Here is a 14,199-nt window from a genome sequence, read left to right on the forward strand (position 1 = left end):
CTGCCCCTTTAAAAGAAAACCTTATATTTGCAGCCCAACAATAATAGCTCCCCCATCATGTAAAAACGGATTTCTCCCCGACAAAAGACAAGCGGCGCCGCCCCAAGCGGATCGCCGGACTCCTCACTTTTAAAGGAAGAAATTCGTATGCTATTACTGCAGCAACTCGCTTATATCCATCCCAACAAGGACGTCCTGTTCGAGGACATCAGTCTCAGCCTCCCCAAACGTGCCAAAGCCGCCCTGGTGGGCAATAACGGTTCGGGCAAGTCTACCCTCCTGAAGGTCATTGCCGGGGACCTGGCTCCTGCGGCCGGCAGCATCACCGCCGGTGACCGCCTGTATTATGTGCCCCAGCATTTCGGTCAATTCAATGAACTGACCGTGGCCCGGGCGCTACGGGTGGACCAAAAGATCGCCGCCCTGCACCGCGTACTGGAAGGCGACCTTTCGGACGCGACCCTGGCAGCGCTGGACGATGACTGGACCATCGAGGAACGCTGCCGGGAGGCCCTGCAGCACTGGGGCCTGGACGGCCTGCGCCTCGACCGGCCTATGGACGCCCTCAGCGGCGGGCAGAAAACCAAGGTCTTCCTGGCCGGCATAGCCATTCACCAGCCCGGGATCGTGCTGTTGGACGAGCCCAGCAACCATCTCGACACCGGGGGCCGGCACCTCCTTTACGACCTTATCCAATCCAGCCCGGCCACCCTGCTGGTCGTCAGCCACGACCGTACCCTGCTGAACCTGCTCGACCCGGTCTGCGAACTGAGCAAGCGGGGCCTGACGGTCTATGGCGGCAACTACGACTTCTACGCCGAACAGAAAGCACTGGAGCTTAATGCCCTGGACCAGGATATCAAAAGCCGGGAAAAAGCCATCCGCAAAGCAAAGGAGGTGGAGCGGGAAACGGCCGAAAGGCGGCAGCGCCTGGAGGCCCGCGGCAAAAAAAAGCAGGAGAAGGCGGGCACGCCCACCATCATGATGAACACCCTGCGCAACAACGCCGAAAAGAGCACGTCGCGGCTGAAAGAGGCGCAGGGCGAAAAGATCAGGGGCCTGGCCCAGGAGCTGGCCGACCTGCGCAAAGAGCTGCCCGATGCCGACAAGATGAAATTCGGCTTCGACGATTCGGGGCTCCACAACGGCAAGATCCTGGTGGCGGCCACCGGCATCAACTTCAGCTACGACCACCGGCCGCTCTGGCACCAGCCGCTGACCTTTACCATCACCAGCGGCGACCGCATCGCCCTGAAGGGCGGCAACGGTTCGGGCAAGACCACCCTGGTCAACCTGATCCTGGGTGCCCTCGAGCCCGCTGCCGGTACCCTGCACCGGGCGGACAACCAGGCGGTGTACATCGACCAGGAGTATTCGCTGGTGGACAATGCCCTGACGGTATACGAGCAGGCGCAGCAGTTCAATTTTTCCGCCCTGCAGGAGCACGAGGTAAAGATCCGCCTCAGCTGGTTTTTGTTTGGCAAGGACGACTGGGACAAGCCCTGCAGCGCCCTGAGCGGAGGGGAGAAGATGCGCCTCATCCTGTGTTGCCTGACCATCAGCAACCGGGCTCCCGACCTGATCGTGCTGGACGAGCCCACCAACAACCTCGACCTTCAGAACATCGCCATCCTGTCCGCCGCGGTCAACGGCTACCAGGGTACGCTGCTCGTTATTTCCCATGATGCCTATTTTTTAAAGGAAGTAGGCGTGGAAAAGGTAATCGAGCTGAAGGCTTGAGGCATGCGGCTGAATTTTAAGAAACCGGAACGCATTATCCGGTCGGGGAACGGTACTTTTGCAGGCTAAATCAGCCGTTTTGAATGCCCCTGTCTTTTTGATCACGCCTCCTTTTACCCAGCTCAACACCCCTTACCCGGCAACCGCCTACCTGAAAGGTTTCCTCAATACCAAAGGCATCCCTTCCGTCCAGGCCGACCTGGGCATTGAAGTGACGCTGGCCCTGTTCTGCAAAAGGGGCCTGCAACAGCTTTTTGCCCATATCGAAAGCCTGGGGCAGACCTTTTCTGCCAATGCCGAGCGGATCCTTGCCCTCAAGGAGGATTATATCGATACCGTCGACGACGTGGTGCTGTTCCTGCAGGGCAAGCGGCCGACGCTGGCCCACCTGATCTGCAAGCGCGAGTTCCTGCCCGAGGCGGAACGCTTTACCCAGCTGGGCGACCTGAAATGGGCTTTTGGCAGCATGGGCACCCAGGACCTGGCCAAGCACCTCGCCACCATGTACCTCGAAGACCTGAGCGACCTGGTGAAAGAAACGGTGGACGAACATTTCGGCTTCAGCCGCTATGCCGAAAGCCTCGGCCGGTCGGCCTCCTCCTTCGACGAGCTGTATGCCGCCCTCCAAAAGGAGTACACCTACATCGACAAGCTGCTGATTGACCTGCTGCAGCAAAAAGTGGCGGAAGTGCAGCCCCGGCTGGTGGCCCTGTCCGTGCCCTTTCCCGGCAACCTGTATACGTCGCTGCGCTGCGGCCAGTGGATTAAAAAGAATTGCCCCGGCGTCCGGGTGGCCATGGGTGGCGGCTTTGCCAATACCGAGCTGCGGTCGCTCAGCGATCCCCGCGTCTTTGAATTTTATGACTTTATCACCCTGGACGACGGCGAAGCGCCCCTGGAGCTGCTGCTGGAACACCTCGAAGGCAAGCGGCCCCAATCGGAGCTGAAGCGGACCTTTACCCTGGTCGACGGCGCCGTCACCTACATCAACAACACCGCCTGTTCCGACTACCGGCAGGGGCAGGTGGGTACGCCCGACTACAGCGACTTTTACCTCGACCGCTATATTTCCGCCATCGAGGTGGTCAACCCCATGCACAGCCTCTGGAGCGACGGCCGCTGGAATAAGCTCACCATGGCCCATGGCTGCTACTGGGGAAAATGTACCTTTTGCGACATCTCGCTGGACTATATCAAGAATTACGAACCGCTGACGGCCTCTTTGCTGGTGGACCGCATGGAGGAGCAAATCGCCCAGACCGGGCAGAACGGTTTCCACTTTGTGGACGAGGCCGCCCCGCCGGCCCTGATGCGCTCGCTGGCCCTGGAGATCCTGCGCCGCCGCCTGGTGGTGAGCTGGTGGGCCAACGTGCGGTTTGAAAAAAGCTTTACCCGCGACCTCTGCCTGTTGCTGCGGGCCTCCGGCTGCATCGCCGTCAGCGGGGGCCTGGAGGTGGCCTCCGACCGCCTGCTGCAGCTCATCCAAAAAGGCATTACCGTGGCCCAGGTGGCCCGGGTGAGCAAGCATTTTACCGAGGCGGGCATTATGGTGCACGCCTACCTGATGTACGGCTTCCCCACCCAGACGGCCCAGGAAACCATCGACTCGCTGGAGATGGTGCGCCAGCTGTTCGAGACCGGCGTACTGCAATCGGCCTTCTGGCACCTGTTTACCATGACGGCCCACAGCCCTATCGGCCTGCAGCCCGAAAAGTTCAAGGTGCGGAAAGTGACCGAGGCCGTGGGCGCTTTTGCCAACAACGACCTGGAGCACGTCGACCCCACCGGCGCCGACCACGAGCAATTCGGCTACGGCCTGAAAAAAGCCCTGCTGAACTATATGCACGCCGCCTGCTTCGATTTTCCCCTGCACAAATGGTTTGATTTCAAGGTGCCCAAGACCACCATCGCCCCCGACTTTATCAAGAAAGCCATCGAAGAGCCGGAGCCCGCTTCGGGACCGAACAGCAAGGTGGTGTGGCTGGGACGGCCGCCCAAAACCGAACTGGTTCGCAAATCCAAAAAGGGCGCCTCCTGGGAGGTGCTGTCGCTGGCCTTTTCCACCAAAAACGCCACCCTCAGCATCAGCCTGGAGCCGGAGAAAGGCACCTGGCTGGTGGGCATGCTGCCCCGCCTCGGCCTGGCCAACCCCACCCCCCTGACCGTACAGGCCCTTAAGGCCGACTACGAGCAGGCCGGCCTGGAGGATTTTGAGCTGTTCTGGGACAATAAGCCCGTCAACACCCTGCACAAGGCGGGATTGTTACGCTTGTAGCGGCTTCTGCCTTATTTTTAAGGAAAATCAACTACGCCATGCCCTCCACCGCCGCCACTCCCGAAGCCTACCTGTCGGAACTGCCCGATGACCGGAAAAATGCCCTGAACGAACTCCGAGCCGTCCTGTTGCGGCACCTGCCGCACGGGTTTAAGGAGGAGATGAGCTATGGCATGCTGGGCTATGTGGTGCCCCATGAATTGTATCCGCCGGGTTACCATTGCAACCCGAAGCTGCCCCTGCCGTTCATCAGCATCGCGGCGCAAAAGAATTTTATCGCCCTCTACCATATGGGACTCTATATGCACCCGGAGTTGCTGCACTGGTTCCAGGAAGAATACCAAAGGCAGGGAACGGTCAAACTGGACATGGGCAAAAGCTGTATTCGCTTTAAGAAGCCGGAGCACATCCCCTACAAATTGATCGGGGAGCTGGCTGCCAAACTATCGCCACAGCAATGGATCACCGTTTATGAAAGCAAGTTGAAAAGATAGCGGGGTTTATGAAGCATCTTCTTTTCCGAACCCTTGTGCTCCTGGTGATCGGTTACGTGCTGATCTGCATCCTGCTGTTTTTCCTGCAGGAAAAGCTGATCTTCTTTCCGGATAAATTAAGCAAGGACTACAGGTTTCGCTTTAACCGGCCCTTCGAGGAACTGTTCATTCAGGGCCCGGGTGGAAAATTATTGAATGGCGTGTTGTTTACCATTCATTCATCCAAAGGGCTGGTGTTTTACCTGCATGGAAATGCCGGCTCCCTGGACAGCTGGGGCGAGGTGGCGGGAACCTACACCGACCTGGGCTATGATGTGTTTTTACTGGACTACCCGGGCTATGGAAAAAGTGAAGGCGTCCTGCGCAGCCAGGACCAGCTGTTTGGGGCTGTGCAGGCCGCTTACGACGCCCTGAAAAAACGTTATTCCGAACAACGGATCGTGGTGCTGGGCTATTCCATCGGATCGGCGCCGGCCGCCCATCTGGCCGCGGCCAACCACCCACGCCTGCTGATCCTGCAGGCCCCGTTTTACAGCCTTACGGATATGGCCCGGCGCCATTATCCCCTGGTGCCCCCGTTTATCCTGCGTTACCGGCTGGAAACCTATAAATACCTGCAAGATTGCCCCATGCCGGTGGTGTTGTTCCATGGCGACAGGGATGAGGTGGTAAACTACCAGTCCTCCGTTCGGCTGCGGCGGTTGCTGCAACCTGCAGATACGTTAGTGACGCTGCACGGGCAGGGCCATAACGGGATGACGGAGAACCCCCAATACCAAAGCGCCCTGGCCCGGATCCTGGACCGGTAAGCACTACCTTTATTTCCTATGCCGCTGCCTTATGAGACTGTATGTTTATCTCGAGTTGCCTTTCTTTGGCCGGAGAAGCCTGAAGGGCTTCACTGTGAATAGCCCCGGGTGCAACCCGGGGTCAGCAGTACGTGGTTACGGCAACCCCAACGGGGTTGACTGTGTCCTGTTCGAATGTCAGCAGTTTTCGATGCCGAAGGATTCTTCGGAAAGCTTTTCTGATCCAGGTCCGCCTGTTTGCCGTGGGTCCCACAATCAACCCCGTTGGGGTTGTGTCCTTTATCGGCGCAGTTCCCCGGGTTTGCACCCGGGGCTATTCACAGTGAAGCCCTTCAGGCTTCTTTTTCTTCCCCATCCGCTCCACTTGAAACGGTAGAAAGACTTTGTGTTATAAATCAGGAATCTTAGCCATCCCGCCCCGGTTCTTCGAGCTTTTCGTCTTCGCGCTTGGTACGCTCCATGGCTTCCGGTTCCAGTTCCTCGGCGCTGCGGTTGAGGCGGATGAACACGCCCCAGGCAGCCAGCAATACGCCTGCCGCCACCCCTACCACGGCGGCCTGCGGCAGTTGGGCGGGGTTCTTGTGCGCCAGTTCGAACACGGCTACGAGGCATTCGATAGACAGGGCCACGATGATGACCACCAAAAAGCGCGACAAAAACCGCCGCACCCGGGTAGGCGCGCTGATCTGCGCCTGCCGCTGTACTTCCTCTTCGAGGATGGTTTGACCCAGTTCCAGCGCCACCACGGCAATAGTGGCCAGCCCGATGCTTTCGAGGATGGAATTGAAGCGCTGCCGCAGCGGCTGGTCCGCCGCCGGGTTCACGCCCTGCCACAGCTCCATCAGGGCAAAGGAGATCAGGGCAAAGGCGCAGCAGAGCAACAGCAAAATGATGCTGCCATAACCAAAAGCGAAAATCTTCCCGATGAATTTGGACATGGTGCTAATTTAATCCCGGTGATGATCCGGTAAACGTTGTAGGATACCGGCAAATTGAGGGCCGGGCCTGGCACAGGCTTTTAAGCACCTCCCGCGGATCTGCCGGTGGTGACCGTAAGGGGGAAAACGGCAGTTTTGCGCAGCATTTTACCAAAGAAGCGAACAACAACATGCGACTATTACTGCAATGGACAACCGTTATTCCTGTACTGGGATGGGTGCTTTATTTTTCGGGGCTGATCCCGGAAAAGGGCATCTGGCAGATTGTTGCCAGCATTTTACTCATTATGAGTGTGCTTTCTGCCGTGCACCATTCGGAAATCATCGCCCACAGGGTGGGAGAGCCTTATGGCACCATCATCCTGGCAGTGGCCGTTACCATCATTGAAGTCTCCATCATCATTTCGCTGATGATCTCCGGCGGCCAGGAAGCCGCGTCCCTGGCGAGGGATACGGTTTTTGCCGCCACCATGCTCATCCTCAATGGCATCGTAGGCCTTTGCCTGCTGATCGGCGGGCTCCGGTACCACGAGCAGCATTTTTCCAAACATTCCGCTACCATTGCCCTGGTTTCGCTGGTCTCCATCGTGATCCTGACCCTGGTGTTCCCCACCTTTACCTCCAGCATGGAAGGGCCGTACTACAGCCGTCCGCAATTGCTGTTCGTGTCGCTGGCCTGCCTGGTCATCTATTCGTGTTTCCTGTTCGCGCAAACCATCCGGCACCGCGAGTACTTTCTTTCCGGATCAAAGAACGAGCAGGGAAGCGGGACGAAGATCAGCAACCCCGTCTTCGTTACCAGTATCCTGTTTCTCCTGGTCAGCCTGGGGATCGTGGTGTTGCTGGCAAAAATGCTTTCGGGCAAAATAGAGGACATTGTCCTGGCCCACCATCTGCCCAAGAGCCTGGTGGGGATCATCATTGCCGCGGTGATCCTGTTGCCCGAAGCCACTGCCGCCCTTATCGCCGCCCGGAACAACAAGTTGCAGACCAGCCTGAACCTGGCCCTCGGGTCTGCCCTGGCCAGTATCGGGCTGACGATCCCCAGCGTGGCGGTGATCAGCGCCTTTTATAAAATGGACATCATCCTGGGCCTGGATATCAAGTCCATACTGCTGCTGGGGCTGTCGGTCTTTACCGTCATGCTGTCGCTGGCAAGCGGGCGCACCAATATTGTGTATGGAGTGGTGTTGCTGGTCAACCTGCTGGCGTTTATCTTTTTGATCATCCATCCCTGAGGCCTTATACGTCCGCCTTTCGTGTTCTGCCGTAACTTGCAGGTTCATTAAACTGGTCGATCCATGAGAAAAAGTCGTTTCTTCCCGGTGGTGGTCTTGTTGCTGAGCCTGGCATCCTGTGGCACGGCCAAAAGCCCGCAGCAGGGAAATACTGTCCAGGCCTCTGCCCCGGGACAGCAGGCCGGGCTGGTCGAAAAATACTGGAAGCTGACCGAACTCGGGGGCAGCGCCCTGGTATCCTCCGACAAATGGCGGCGGGAACCGCATATGATCCTGAAAGCCGACGGCAACAAACTCAATGGCCATGGCGGCTGCAATTCGTTTTTCGGAACCTACGAGCTGCCCGGCGGCAACGGCATCCGCTTTACCGGTGTCGGCTCCACGCGCATGGCCTGCGAGGACATGCAGGTGGAATACCGCTTTTTACAGGCGCTTCAGGCGGCCGGACAGTATACCGTCCAGGGCGATGCGCTGGCCTTGCAGGACGCCAAAGGAACCGTACTGGCACGGTTTGCGGCGGTGTACCTGCGGTAAACCGACCGTGCAAAAAGTTATTGCTGCCTGGCCAGGCGGCCCAGCGTTTTCAGGGCAGCGTCCACCTTTTCGCTCCAGGGCAGGCCATAGCTCAGGCGGATGCAGTTGTGGTACTGGTCGCGCAGCGTGAACATGCGGCCCGGCGCAATGCTGATGCGGTGCCGCAGGGCCTCCTCGTACAGCCCCACGGCATCGGTGCCCCCGGGCAACTCCACCCACAGCAGGAAACCGCCCTGGGGCCGGCTTACCCGGGTGCCTTCGGGAAAATAGTCGCCGATGGCCCGCAGGTAGTGCAGCAAGTTGGCGTGCAGCGTCTGCCGCAGCTTGCGCAGGTGGTGCTCGTAGCGCCCCGTTTCCAAAAAGTTGCCCACCGCCTCCTGCATCAGCGTGGCCGAAGAAACCGAATGGTACAGCTTGGTGCGCAGCACCGCCTCCTTATACTTTCCCGGCGCCACCCAGCCCACCCGGTAGCCCGGGGCCAGCGTTTTCGAAACCGAGGCGCACCAGAGCACGTTGCCGCTTTCGTCAAAGGATTTGCAGGATTTCGGACGGTGGCTGCCGAAATAAATGTCGCCGTACAGGTCGTCCTCCACCAGCGGCACCTGGTGCTGCTCCAGCAGCCGCACCACTTCCTTTTTGTGTTCGTCGGGCATGCAGCTGCCCAGGGGGTTGCTGAAGTTGCTCACCAGCAGGCACAGTTTTACTTTTCGTTTTTCCAGGGTTTTTTTGAGCGCGTCCGGCTCGATGCCTGTCAGCGGGTTGGTGGGCAGCTCCAGCACGTTCAGCCCCAGGCTTTGCGCCAGCTGCAGCACGCCGAAATAAACGGGGCTTTCCGTAGCGATGGTATCGCCCCTGCGGGTCAGCGCCATTACCGCGTACGCCAGGGCGTTCATGCAGCCGGCCGTCGTTACCAGGTCGTCTTCCTGCAGGCGGCCGCCCCAGGTGAAGGACCAGCGGGCCACCTGCCGCCGCAGCCGGTCGTTGCCTTTTATCTGGTCGTACGAAGTGCCACCGGCCGGCAGGCTGCGCATGGCCGTTACCAGCGACTTGTTGATCCGGGCAATGGGCAGCAGCTCCGGCACCGGCACGCCCAGCGAAAACATCAGGTGGTTCTGCGTCCCCAGCTCGGAATAGACCCGGGCAATCAGCTCTTCGGTTTCCAGGGGTGCCAGGGCGTGCTGGGGATTGCTGGTGGCGGGGGCTGCCGGGAACCTGCGGTGCGTGCCGGCCACGTAGTAGCCCGACTGCGGCCGCGATTCGATCAGGCCCTTGCGTTCCAGTTCGTAGTACGCCTGCAGGGCCGTGCTCATGCTTACGCCCTGCTCGCGGCAAACGGTGCGGATGGAGGGCAGTCGGTCGCCCACCCGCAGCACCTCCTGCCTTATCTGGTGCTCCATATCGCCAGAAATCTTTTGGTACAGCGGCGCGCTTTTCTTTCCCATGCGGTTGAAACTGTTATGGTTAAAATTACTGAAATTGTATCTGTTCTGGTATACGTCCTTTTCCCAATTTTGTAAGGAACGCACTGTTTTTCTGCTTGCCGCCTTATCCTTTACTGATCATCTTCAAAAACGAACAGCATGACTACAGCAATCCCCGTTACCCGTACCACCCACAGCCGGCTGGCCACCTACGATTTTCAAAAAATCGTTTTCGGCGCCAATCCCACCGACCATATGTTCCTGGCCGATTACCAGGGCGGCGCCTGGCGCCGGCCGCGGATCGAACCCTTCGGCGACCTGACCCTGAGCCCCCTGGCCCTTTGCCTGCATTACGGCCAGACCGTGTTCGAAGGCTTCAAAGCCTACCGGCAGGCCGACGGCAACGTGAGCCTTTTCCGCCCCGACCGGCACCATGCCCGCCTGAACCGCTCCCTGGAGCGGATGTGCATGCCCGCTATCCCTGGAGAATTGTTTAGGACCGCCGTCCGCCGCCTGGTGGCCCTGGAAGAACCCTGGGTACCCCACCGGGCCGACGCCTCCCTCTACCTGCGTCCCTTTGTCATTGCCACCGAACCGCGCCTGGGGGTAAAGGTGGCGGACAGCTACCTGTTCGGCATCGTGTGCCTGCCCCTGGCCCATTACTATTCGGGCCACCTGAGGGTGAAGGTGGAGACTGAATTCGTACGGGCCGTGGAGGGCGGCGCCGGCGCCGCCAAGTGCGGGGGCAACTACGGGGCCGCCTTTTACCCGGCGCAGCAGGCAAAGGAGCAGGGTTTCGACCAGCTGCTGTGGACCGACGCTCTCCACCACGAATACATCGAGGAGTCCGGCACCATGAACGTCATGTTTGTGCTGGACGAGGTGCTGGTGACCCCGCCCTTGTCGGGCAGCATCCTGGACGGTGTGACCCGCGACTCGCTGCTGACCCTTGCCCGGGATGGGGGCATCCAGGTGGAGGAGCGCAGGATCAGCTATAAAGAACTGGAGCAGGCATTCCGGTCCGGCAGGCGGGTGGAGGCCTTTGGCGTGGGCACGGCCGCCGCGGTATCGCCCATCGGCGAGATCGACATCAACGGCCACCGCTATTTTCCCGACGTCTCCGCCGGCACCGTTTTCGCGCGGCTGCAAAGCGAGTTGCAGGACATCCGGCTGGGCCAAAAAGCCGATCCCTACCACTGGAATGATTTGATCCGGGTAAAAGAAGGCAGTGAGCAGGAGGCGGGGTAAATTGCCCCCCCAAATCAAAACGAAACAAAGAGATGAACGTACTGCCCCGACTGGAACAATTGTCCCCGAAAAAGCTGGTGGGTAAAAGAGCGCGGATGTCTTTTGCCGCCAACACCACGGTAGACCTGTGGAAAAGCTTTATGCCCCGGCGAAAAGAAGTGGCGAACGCCGCCGGCCCGGAACTGTATTCGGTGGAGGTGTACCCTCCTCACTTCTTTTCGCCCTTCGACCCGGCGGCGGCATTCGAAAAATGGGCGGGCGTGGCAGTGGCGGAAGGGGCGGCCGTTCCCGAGGGCATGGAGGCGCTCGATCTTCCCGCCGGCCTGTATGCCGTTTTCGTGTACCAGGGTACGGATGCCGCCGCGGCAGATTTTTACCGCTACATCTTCACCGGCTGGCTGCCCTCCTCCGGCTATGAATTGGACGACCGGCCTCATTTTGCCCTGATGGGAGCAAAATACAAACGTGAAAGTCCCGATTCAGAGGAGGAAATCTGGATTCCCGTTCGGGGGTTAGGCCCGGAAGCAGTACCTTAAACGTATAGTGCCGGTTATGCTCCGGGGGATTGTTAAAAAGCTGGAAAACGCCTGATGGACATAACTTTAAGCCGATATTTGCCATTGCACTATGGAACAACAGAATGCCCAACTGGTGGCGGTGCTGGAAAGCATCACCGATGGTTTCTTTGTAATGGACCGCCACTGGATTGTAAAATACTGGAACAAGCAGGCGGAGCTCCTGCTGCAGAAAAGCCGGCAGCAGATGCTGGGCGCCAGTCTGCAGGACTATTATCCCGAGGAGGTGGCCGGGGGCTTTTACCAGCGGTACCGGCAGGCGCTCGAAACGCAGAAAAGCGTCCGCTTCGAGGAGTATCTGCACCGCAGCGGCCATTGGTACGAAGTGACGGCCTATCCTTCGGCGGACCAGCTGTCCATTTATTTCAAGGACATAACGGACAAGAAGCGCCACGAGCAGGCACTGTTGGAAAGCGAAGAAAGCTACCGGCAGCTGTTCAACAACGCCCCGCTGCCGCAGTTTATCTACGACCGCCGTACCCTGCGGTTCCTGAAGGTCAACCAGGCCGCCCTGCTGACCTACGGGTACACCGAAGAGGAGTTCCTGCAGATCAGCGCCCTGGAACTACGGCCGGAGGAAGAGCGGGCAAAATTCCTGGACCATATACAAACCTGGAAACAGGAAGCCTGTCCCTATACCACCGTCTGGCAGCACCGGATCAAAAGCGGCGAGCGGATCACCGTGGAAGTGGCCGCCTCCCGGATCGTTTACCGGGGCCAGCCGGCTATCCTGGCCACCATGAACAACATTACCGAAAAGATCCGCCTCGAAGAGAAGATCGTCCGGCTGAAAGCCCTGCGGCAACGCAAGATCATGGAAGCCACGGTAGGGGCGCAGGAGCGGGAGCGGGCCGCCATCGGCCGGGAACTGCACGACAACATCAACCAGATCCTGACCACCACCAATATGTTCCTGGAACTGGCGGAGGAGAACGAGGCCCTGTGCCTGGAGATGATCGCCCGCAGCCGGGATAACCTGTCCCACGCCATCCGGGAGATCAGGGCCCTTTCCCGGGAGCTGACCACCTCCACCCTGGAAGACATCGGCCTGTCCAATGCCGTCCGGGAGCTGGCGGAGAACTACCGGCGGGCGAGCCGGTTTCACCTGCAGGTGGCCTGTGACGGGCAGCTGGATCATATCGGGATGGACGTGCAGGTGGCCTTGTTCCGCATCATCCAGGAGCAGCTCAATAATATCGTAAAGCATGCCGAAGCAAAGAACGTGGGGATAAAGCTCCGGTTCGGCGGCCGGGAAATCCGGTTGCAGGTGCGGGACGACGGTAAGGGTTTTGATACCCGCCTTCCGCGCCAGGGCCTCGGCATCCGCAATATGCAAAACCGGGCCGAGCTGCACAACGGTCGCTTGCGGCTGACGTCGGCCGAGGGAAAAGGATGCACCCTGGACGTGCACATTCCCTGGAAAGCGTGCGTAGACGAGCATTCAATTGTAAAATGAAAAGTATAAAAAGGAGTTTGTATGGAAAGAATCAGGGTTATCATAGCGGATGATCATGCTCTGTTACGCGAAGGATGGAGCTTTTTATTGAACAACGACCCGCAGTTCCAGGTGATTTCTGTCTGCGGCAGCGGGGAAGAAGCGTTGGAACAGGCAAAGGCAATGCGCCCGGATGTGGTGATCATGGACATCAATATGCCGGGCATGAGCGGTATTGATGCCACCCGGCTGATGCAACAGGCGCTGCCGCAGGTACGGGTGCTGGGCGTGTCGCAGCATGCCAAACCCGCCTACGCCTATAAAATGATGCAGGAGGGCGCCTACGGGTATTTAACGAAAACCTCCTCGAAAAAAGAGCTGTTCCATGCCATTCGCGAGGTCCATGAGGGCCGGAAATACGTTTGCTCGGAGATCAAGGACCTGGCCTTCGAACAGTCGCTGTCCGAAACCAAGCCCCCTGAATTGTCCGAGGTGCTTACGAAGCGCGAGCTGGAAGTGGTGGAACTGCTGGTGACCGGGCAGTCTTCGAAGGAGATCGCCGCCCGCCTGAATGTTTCCGACCGGACGGTAGAGGTACACCGGTTCAACATCCTCAAAAAGCTGAACCTGAAGAATACCGCTGCCCTCGTGAATCATGTCAACAACAGCGGTATCTGGGCGTCCTGAGCCGCAAAGGTTCCTTTATCCTTCCACCGCCACGCTTGCGGAAAGGGTTAACCCTTCCATGTTCTGGGCCAGCTGGCGCATCCGGTGGAGCCGTTCCGCCCCATCCTCCCGGCGCTGGTCGTCGGGGCAGGGAAAGTCGCCGGTAACGGCTTCTACCCGGTAACCCAGGCGCCGGGCCAGGTGGAAGGCATAGGGCCGCCAGCCCCAGCCGATGGTCGGGGGCAGGCGGTCCAGGAAAGGCACCAGTTCGCGGTGCAGCAGGAAGGGGCCATACACGTAGTCTGTGGGTTCGCCGATTACCTCGGCGCAGCAGCGGTTGATGGTGGTTTCGGTCATCTGCTGGAAAGGCGGGAAGGTGGCAAAGCCCCCGGGCGAGCGGGCCGCCAGCACCACGCCGGTTTGCCCGTCCGGCTGCAGGTCCTCCAGCAGGGCGGGGAGGAAGCGCTCGAAAAACAATGCTTTATCGGGCTCGGTATAAAAGAGATAAGGGGTGCCGCCCCCGTAAGCAGCCGTGAGGCTGCTTTTTGTTTGCGGCCACAGGCCCCGGGCCGGTTCCTGTAGCACAAACTGCGGAAAGCCCCGGAGGAACCGGAGAAAGGAGGGCGGTGAGCCGCCGTCGGTCAGGTAGACAGGTATTTCCAGCTGCGCCAGGCGGGTGAGCGCCTCCGTGAGGGCCGCTTCTTCCGCCTCGTTGCGCACCAGGGTCATGGTGGCAATGGACAGGTCTTTTCTGTTCATGCCTAAAACTAAGCTCTTTCGCTCTTTTCCCTCTTTGTCTCTTGACATTTCTCATCTTTCGCCTTGA

13 protein-coding genes are annotated in these 14,199 nt (G+C 59.2%); 10 read left to right on the forward strand and 3 right to left on the reverse strand.

Translation table 11 applies throughout. From position 1 onward, the window contains the following. The first annotated feature begins 147 nt into the window (after positions 1-147). The 4 genes from V9K67_RS08255 to V9K67_RS08270 all read left to right on the forward strand — a co-directional run bounded on the left by V9K67_RS08255 (position 148) and on the right by V9K67_RS08270 (position 5,318). Complete coding sequence (locus tag V9K67_RS08255) at positions 148-1,740, forward strand: ABC-F family ATP-binding cassette domain-containing protein (protein WP_336721391.1); 1,593 nt, start codon at positions 148-150, stop codon at positions 1,738-1,740. A 79-nt stretch (positions 1,741-1,819) separates the two neighbouring features. After that, positions 1,820-4,015 carry a B12-binding domain-containing radical SAM protein gene (locus V9K67_RS08260; protein ID WP_336721392.1) on the forward strand — a complete coding sequence of 732 codons (2,196 nt, stop codon included), beginning with the start codon at positions 1,820-1,822 and terminating at the stop codon, positions 4,013-4,015. 38 nt (positions 4,016-4,053) lie between these two features. Next, positions 4,054-4,509, forward strand: a complete 456-nt coding sequence (locus tag V9K67_RS08265) for a DUF1801 domain-containing protein (RefSeq protein WP_336721393.1) — start codon at positions 4,054-4,056, stop codon at positions 4,507-4,509. Between the two features lie 8 nt (positions 4,510-4,517). Then, entirely contained in the window at positions 4,518-5,318 is an 801-nt protein-coding gene (locus tag V9K67_RS08270) for an alpha/beta hydrolase (protein ID WP_336721395.1), read from the forward strand. Positions 5,319-5,722: 404 nt separating this feature from the next. Here V9K67_RS08270 and V9K67_RS08275 read toward each other — a convergent pair whose 3' ends face one another. Continuing rightward, a complete protein-coding gene (locus V9K67_RS08275; RefSeq protein WP_336721396.1) occupies positions 5,723-6,256 on the reverse strand; it encodes a hypothetical protein in 534 nt (177 codons plus the stop codon). 170 nt (positions 6,257-6,426) lie between these two features. Between V9K67_RS08275 and V9K67_RS08280 the strand changes: the two genes are divergently transcribed. Both V9K67_RS08280 and V9K67_RS08285 read left to right on the forward strand, forming a co-directional pair. After that, a complete protein-coding gene (locus V9K67_RS08280; RefSeq protein WP_336721398.1) occupies positions 6,427-7,494 on the forward strand; it encodes a calcium:cation antiporter in 1,068 nt (355 codons plus the stop codon). A gap of 63 nt (positions 7,495-7,557) precedes the next feature. Continuing rightward, complete coding sequence (locus V9K67_RS08285; protein ID WP_336721399.1) at positions 7,558-8,028, forward strand: META domain-containing protein; 471 nt, start codon at positions 7,558-7,560, stop codon at positions 8,026-8,028. A gap of 17 nt (positions 8,029-8,045) precedes the next feature. Here V9K67_RS08285 and V9K67_RS08290 read toward each other — a convergent pair whose 3' ends face one another. Next, a complete protein-coding gene (locus tag V9K67_RS08290; protein ID WP_336721401.1) occupies positions 8,046-9,470 on the reverse strand; it encodes an aminotransferase-like domain-containing protein in 1,425 nt (474 codons plus the stop codon). A gap of 138 nt (positions 9,471-9,608) precedes the next feature. On the opposite strand from V9K67_RS08290, the gene V9K67_RS08295 reads away from it, so the two are divergent. The 4 genes from V9K67_RS08295 (at position 9,609) to V9K67_RS08310 (ending at position 13,394) form a co-directional block, all read left to right on the forward strand. Continuing rightward, positions 9,609-10,697, forward strand: a complete 1,089-nt coding sequence (locus tag V9K67_RS08295; RefSeq protein WP_336721403.1) for a branched-chain amino acid aminotransferase — start codon at positions 9,609-9,611, stop codon at positions 10,695-10,697. A gap of 32 nt (positions 10,698-10,729) precedes the next feature. Then, the gene (locus V9K67_RS08300; protein WP_336721404.1) at positions 10,730-11,233 is read left to right on the forward strand and encodes a GyrI-like domain-containing protein; all 504 of its coding nucleotides are present in this window, start codon (positions 10,730-10,732) and stop codon (positions 11,231-11,233) included. Positions 11,234-11,324: 91 nt separating this feature from the next. Further along, positions 11,325-12,728, forward strand: a complete 1,404-nt coding sequence (locus V9K67_RS08305) for a PAS domain-containing sensor histidine kinase (RefSeq protein ID WP_336721405.1) — start codon at positions 11,325-11,327, stop codon at positions 12,726-12,728. Positions 12,729-12,749: 21 nt separating this feature from the next. Then, positions 12,750-13,394 carry a response regulator transcription factor gene (locus tag V9K67_RS08310; RefSeq protein WP_336721407.1) on the forward strand — a complete coding sequence of 215 codons (645 nt, stop codon included), beginning with the start codon at positions 12,750-12,752 and terminating at the stop codon, positions 13,392-13,394. A gap of 15 nt (positions 13,395-13,409) precedes the next feature. Here V9K67_RS08310 and V9K67_RS08315 read toward each other — a convergent pair whose 3' ends face one another. Beyond that, on the reverse strand, positions 13,410-14,132 hold the full coding sequence (locus tag V9K67_RS08315) for a hypothetical protein (protein ID WP_336721409.1): 723 nt from the start codon (positions 14,130-14,132) through the stop codon (positions 13,410-13,412). Between the last annotated feature and the right edge of the window lie 67 nt (positions 14,133-14,199).

The sequence above is a fragment of the Huijunlia imazamoxiresistens genome (genome assembly GCF_037132455.1).
Lineage (GTDB): Bacteria > Bacteroidota > Bacteroidia > Chitinophagales > Chitinophagaceae > Flavisolibacter > Flavisolibacter imazamoxiresistens.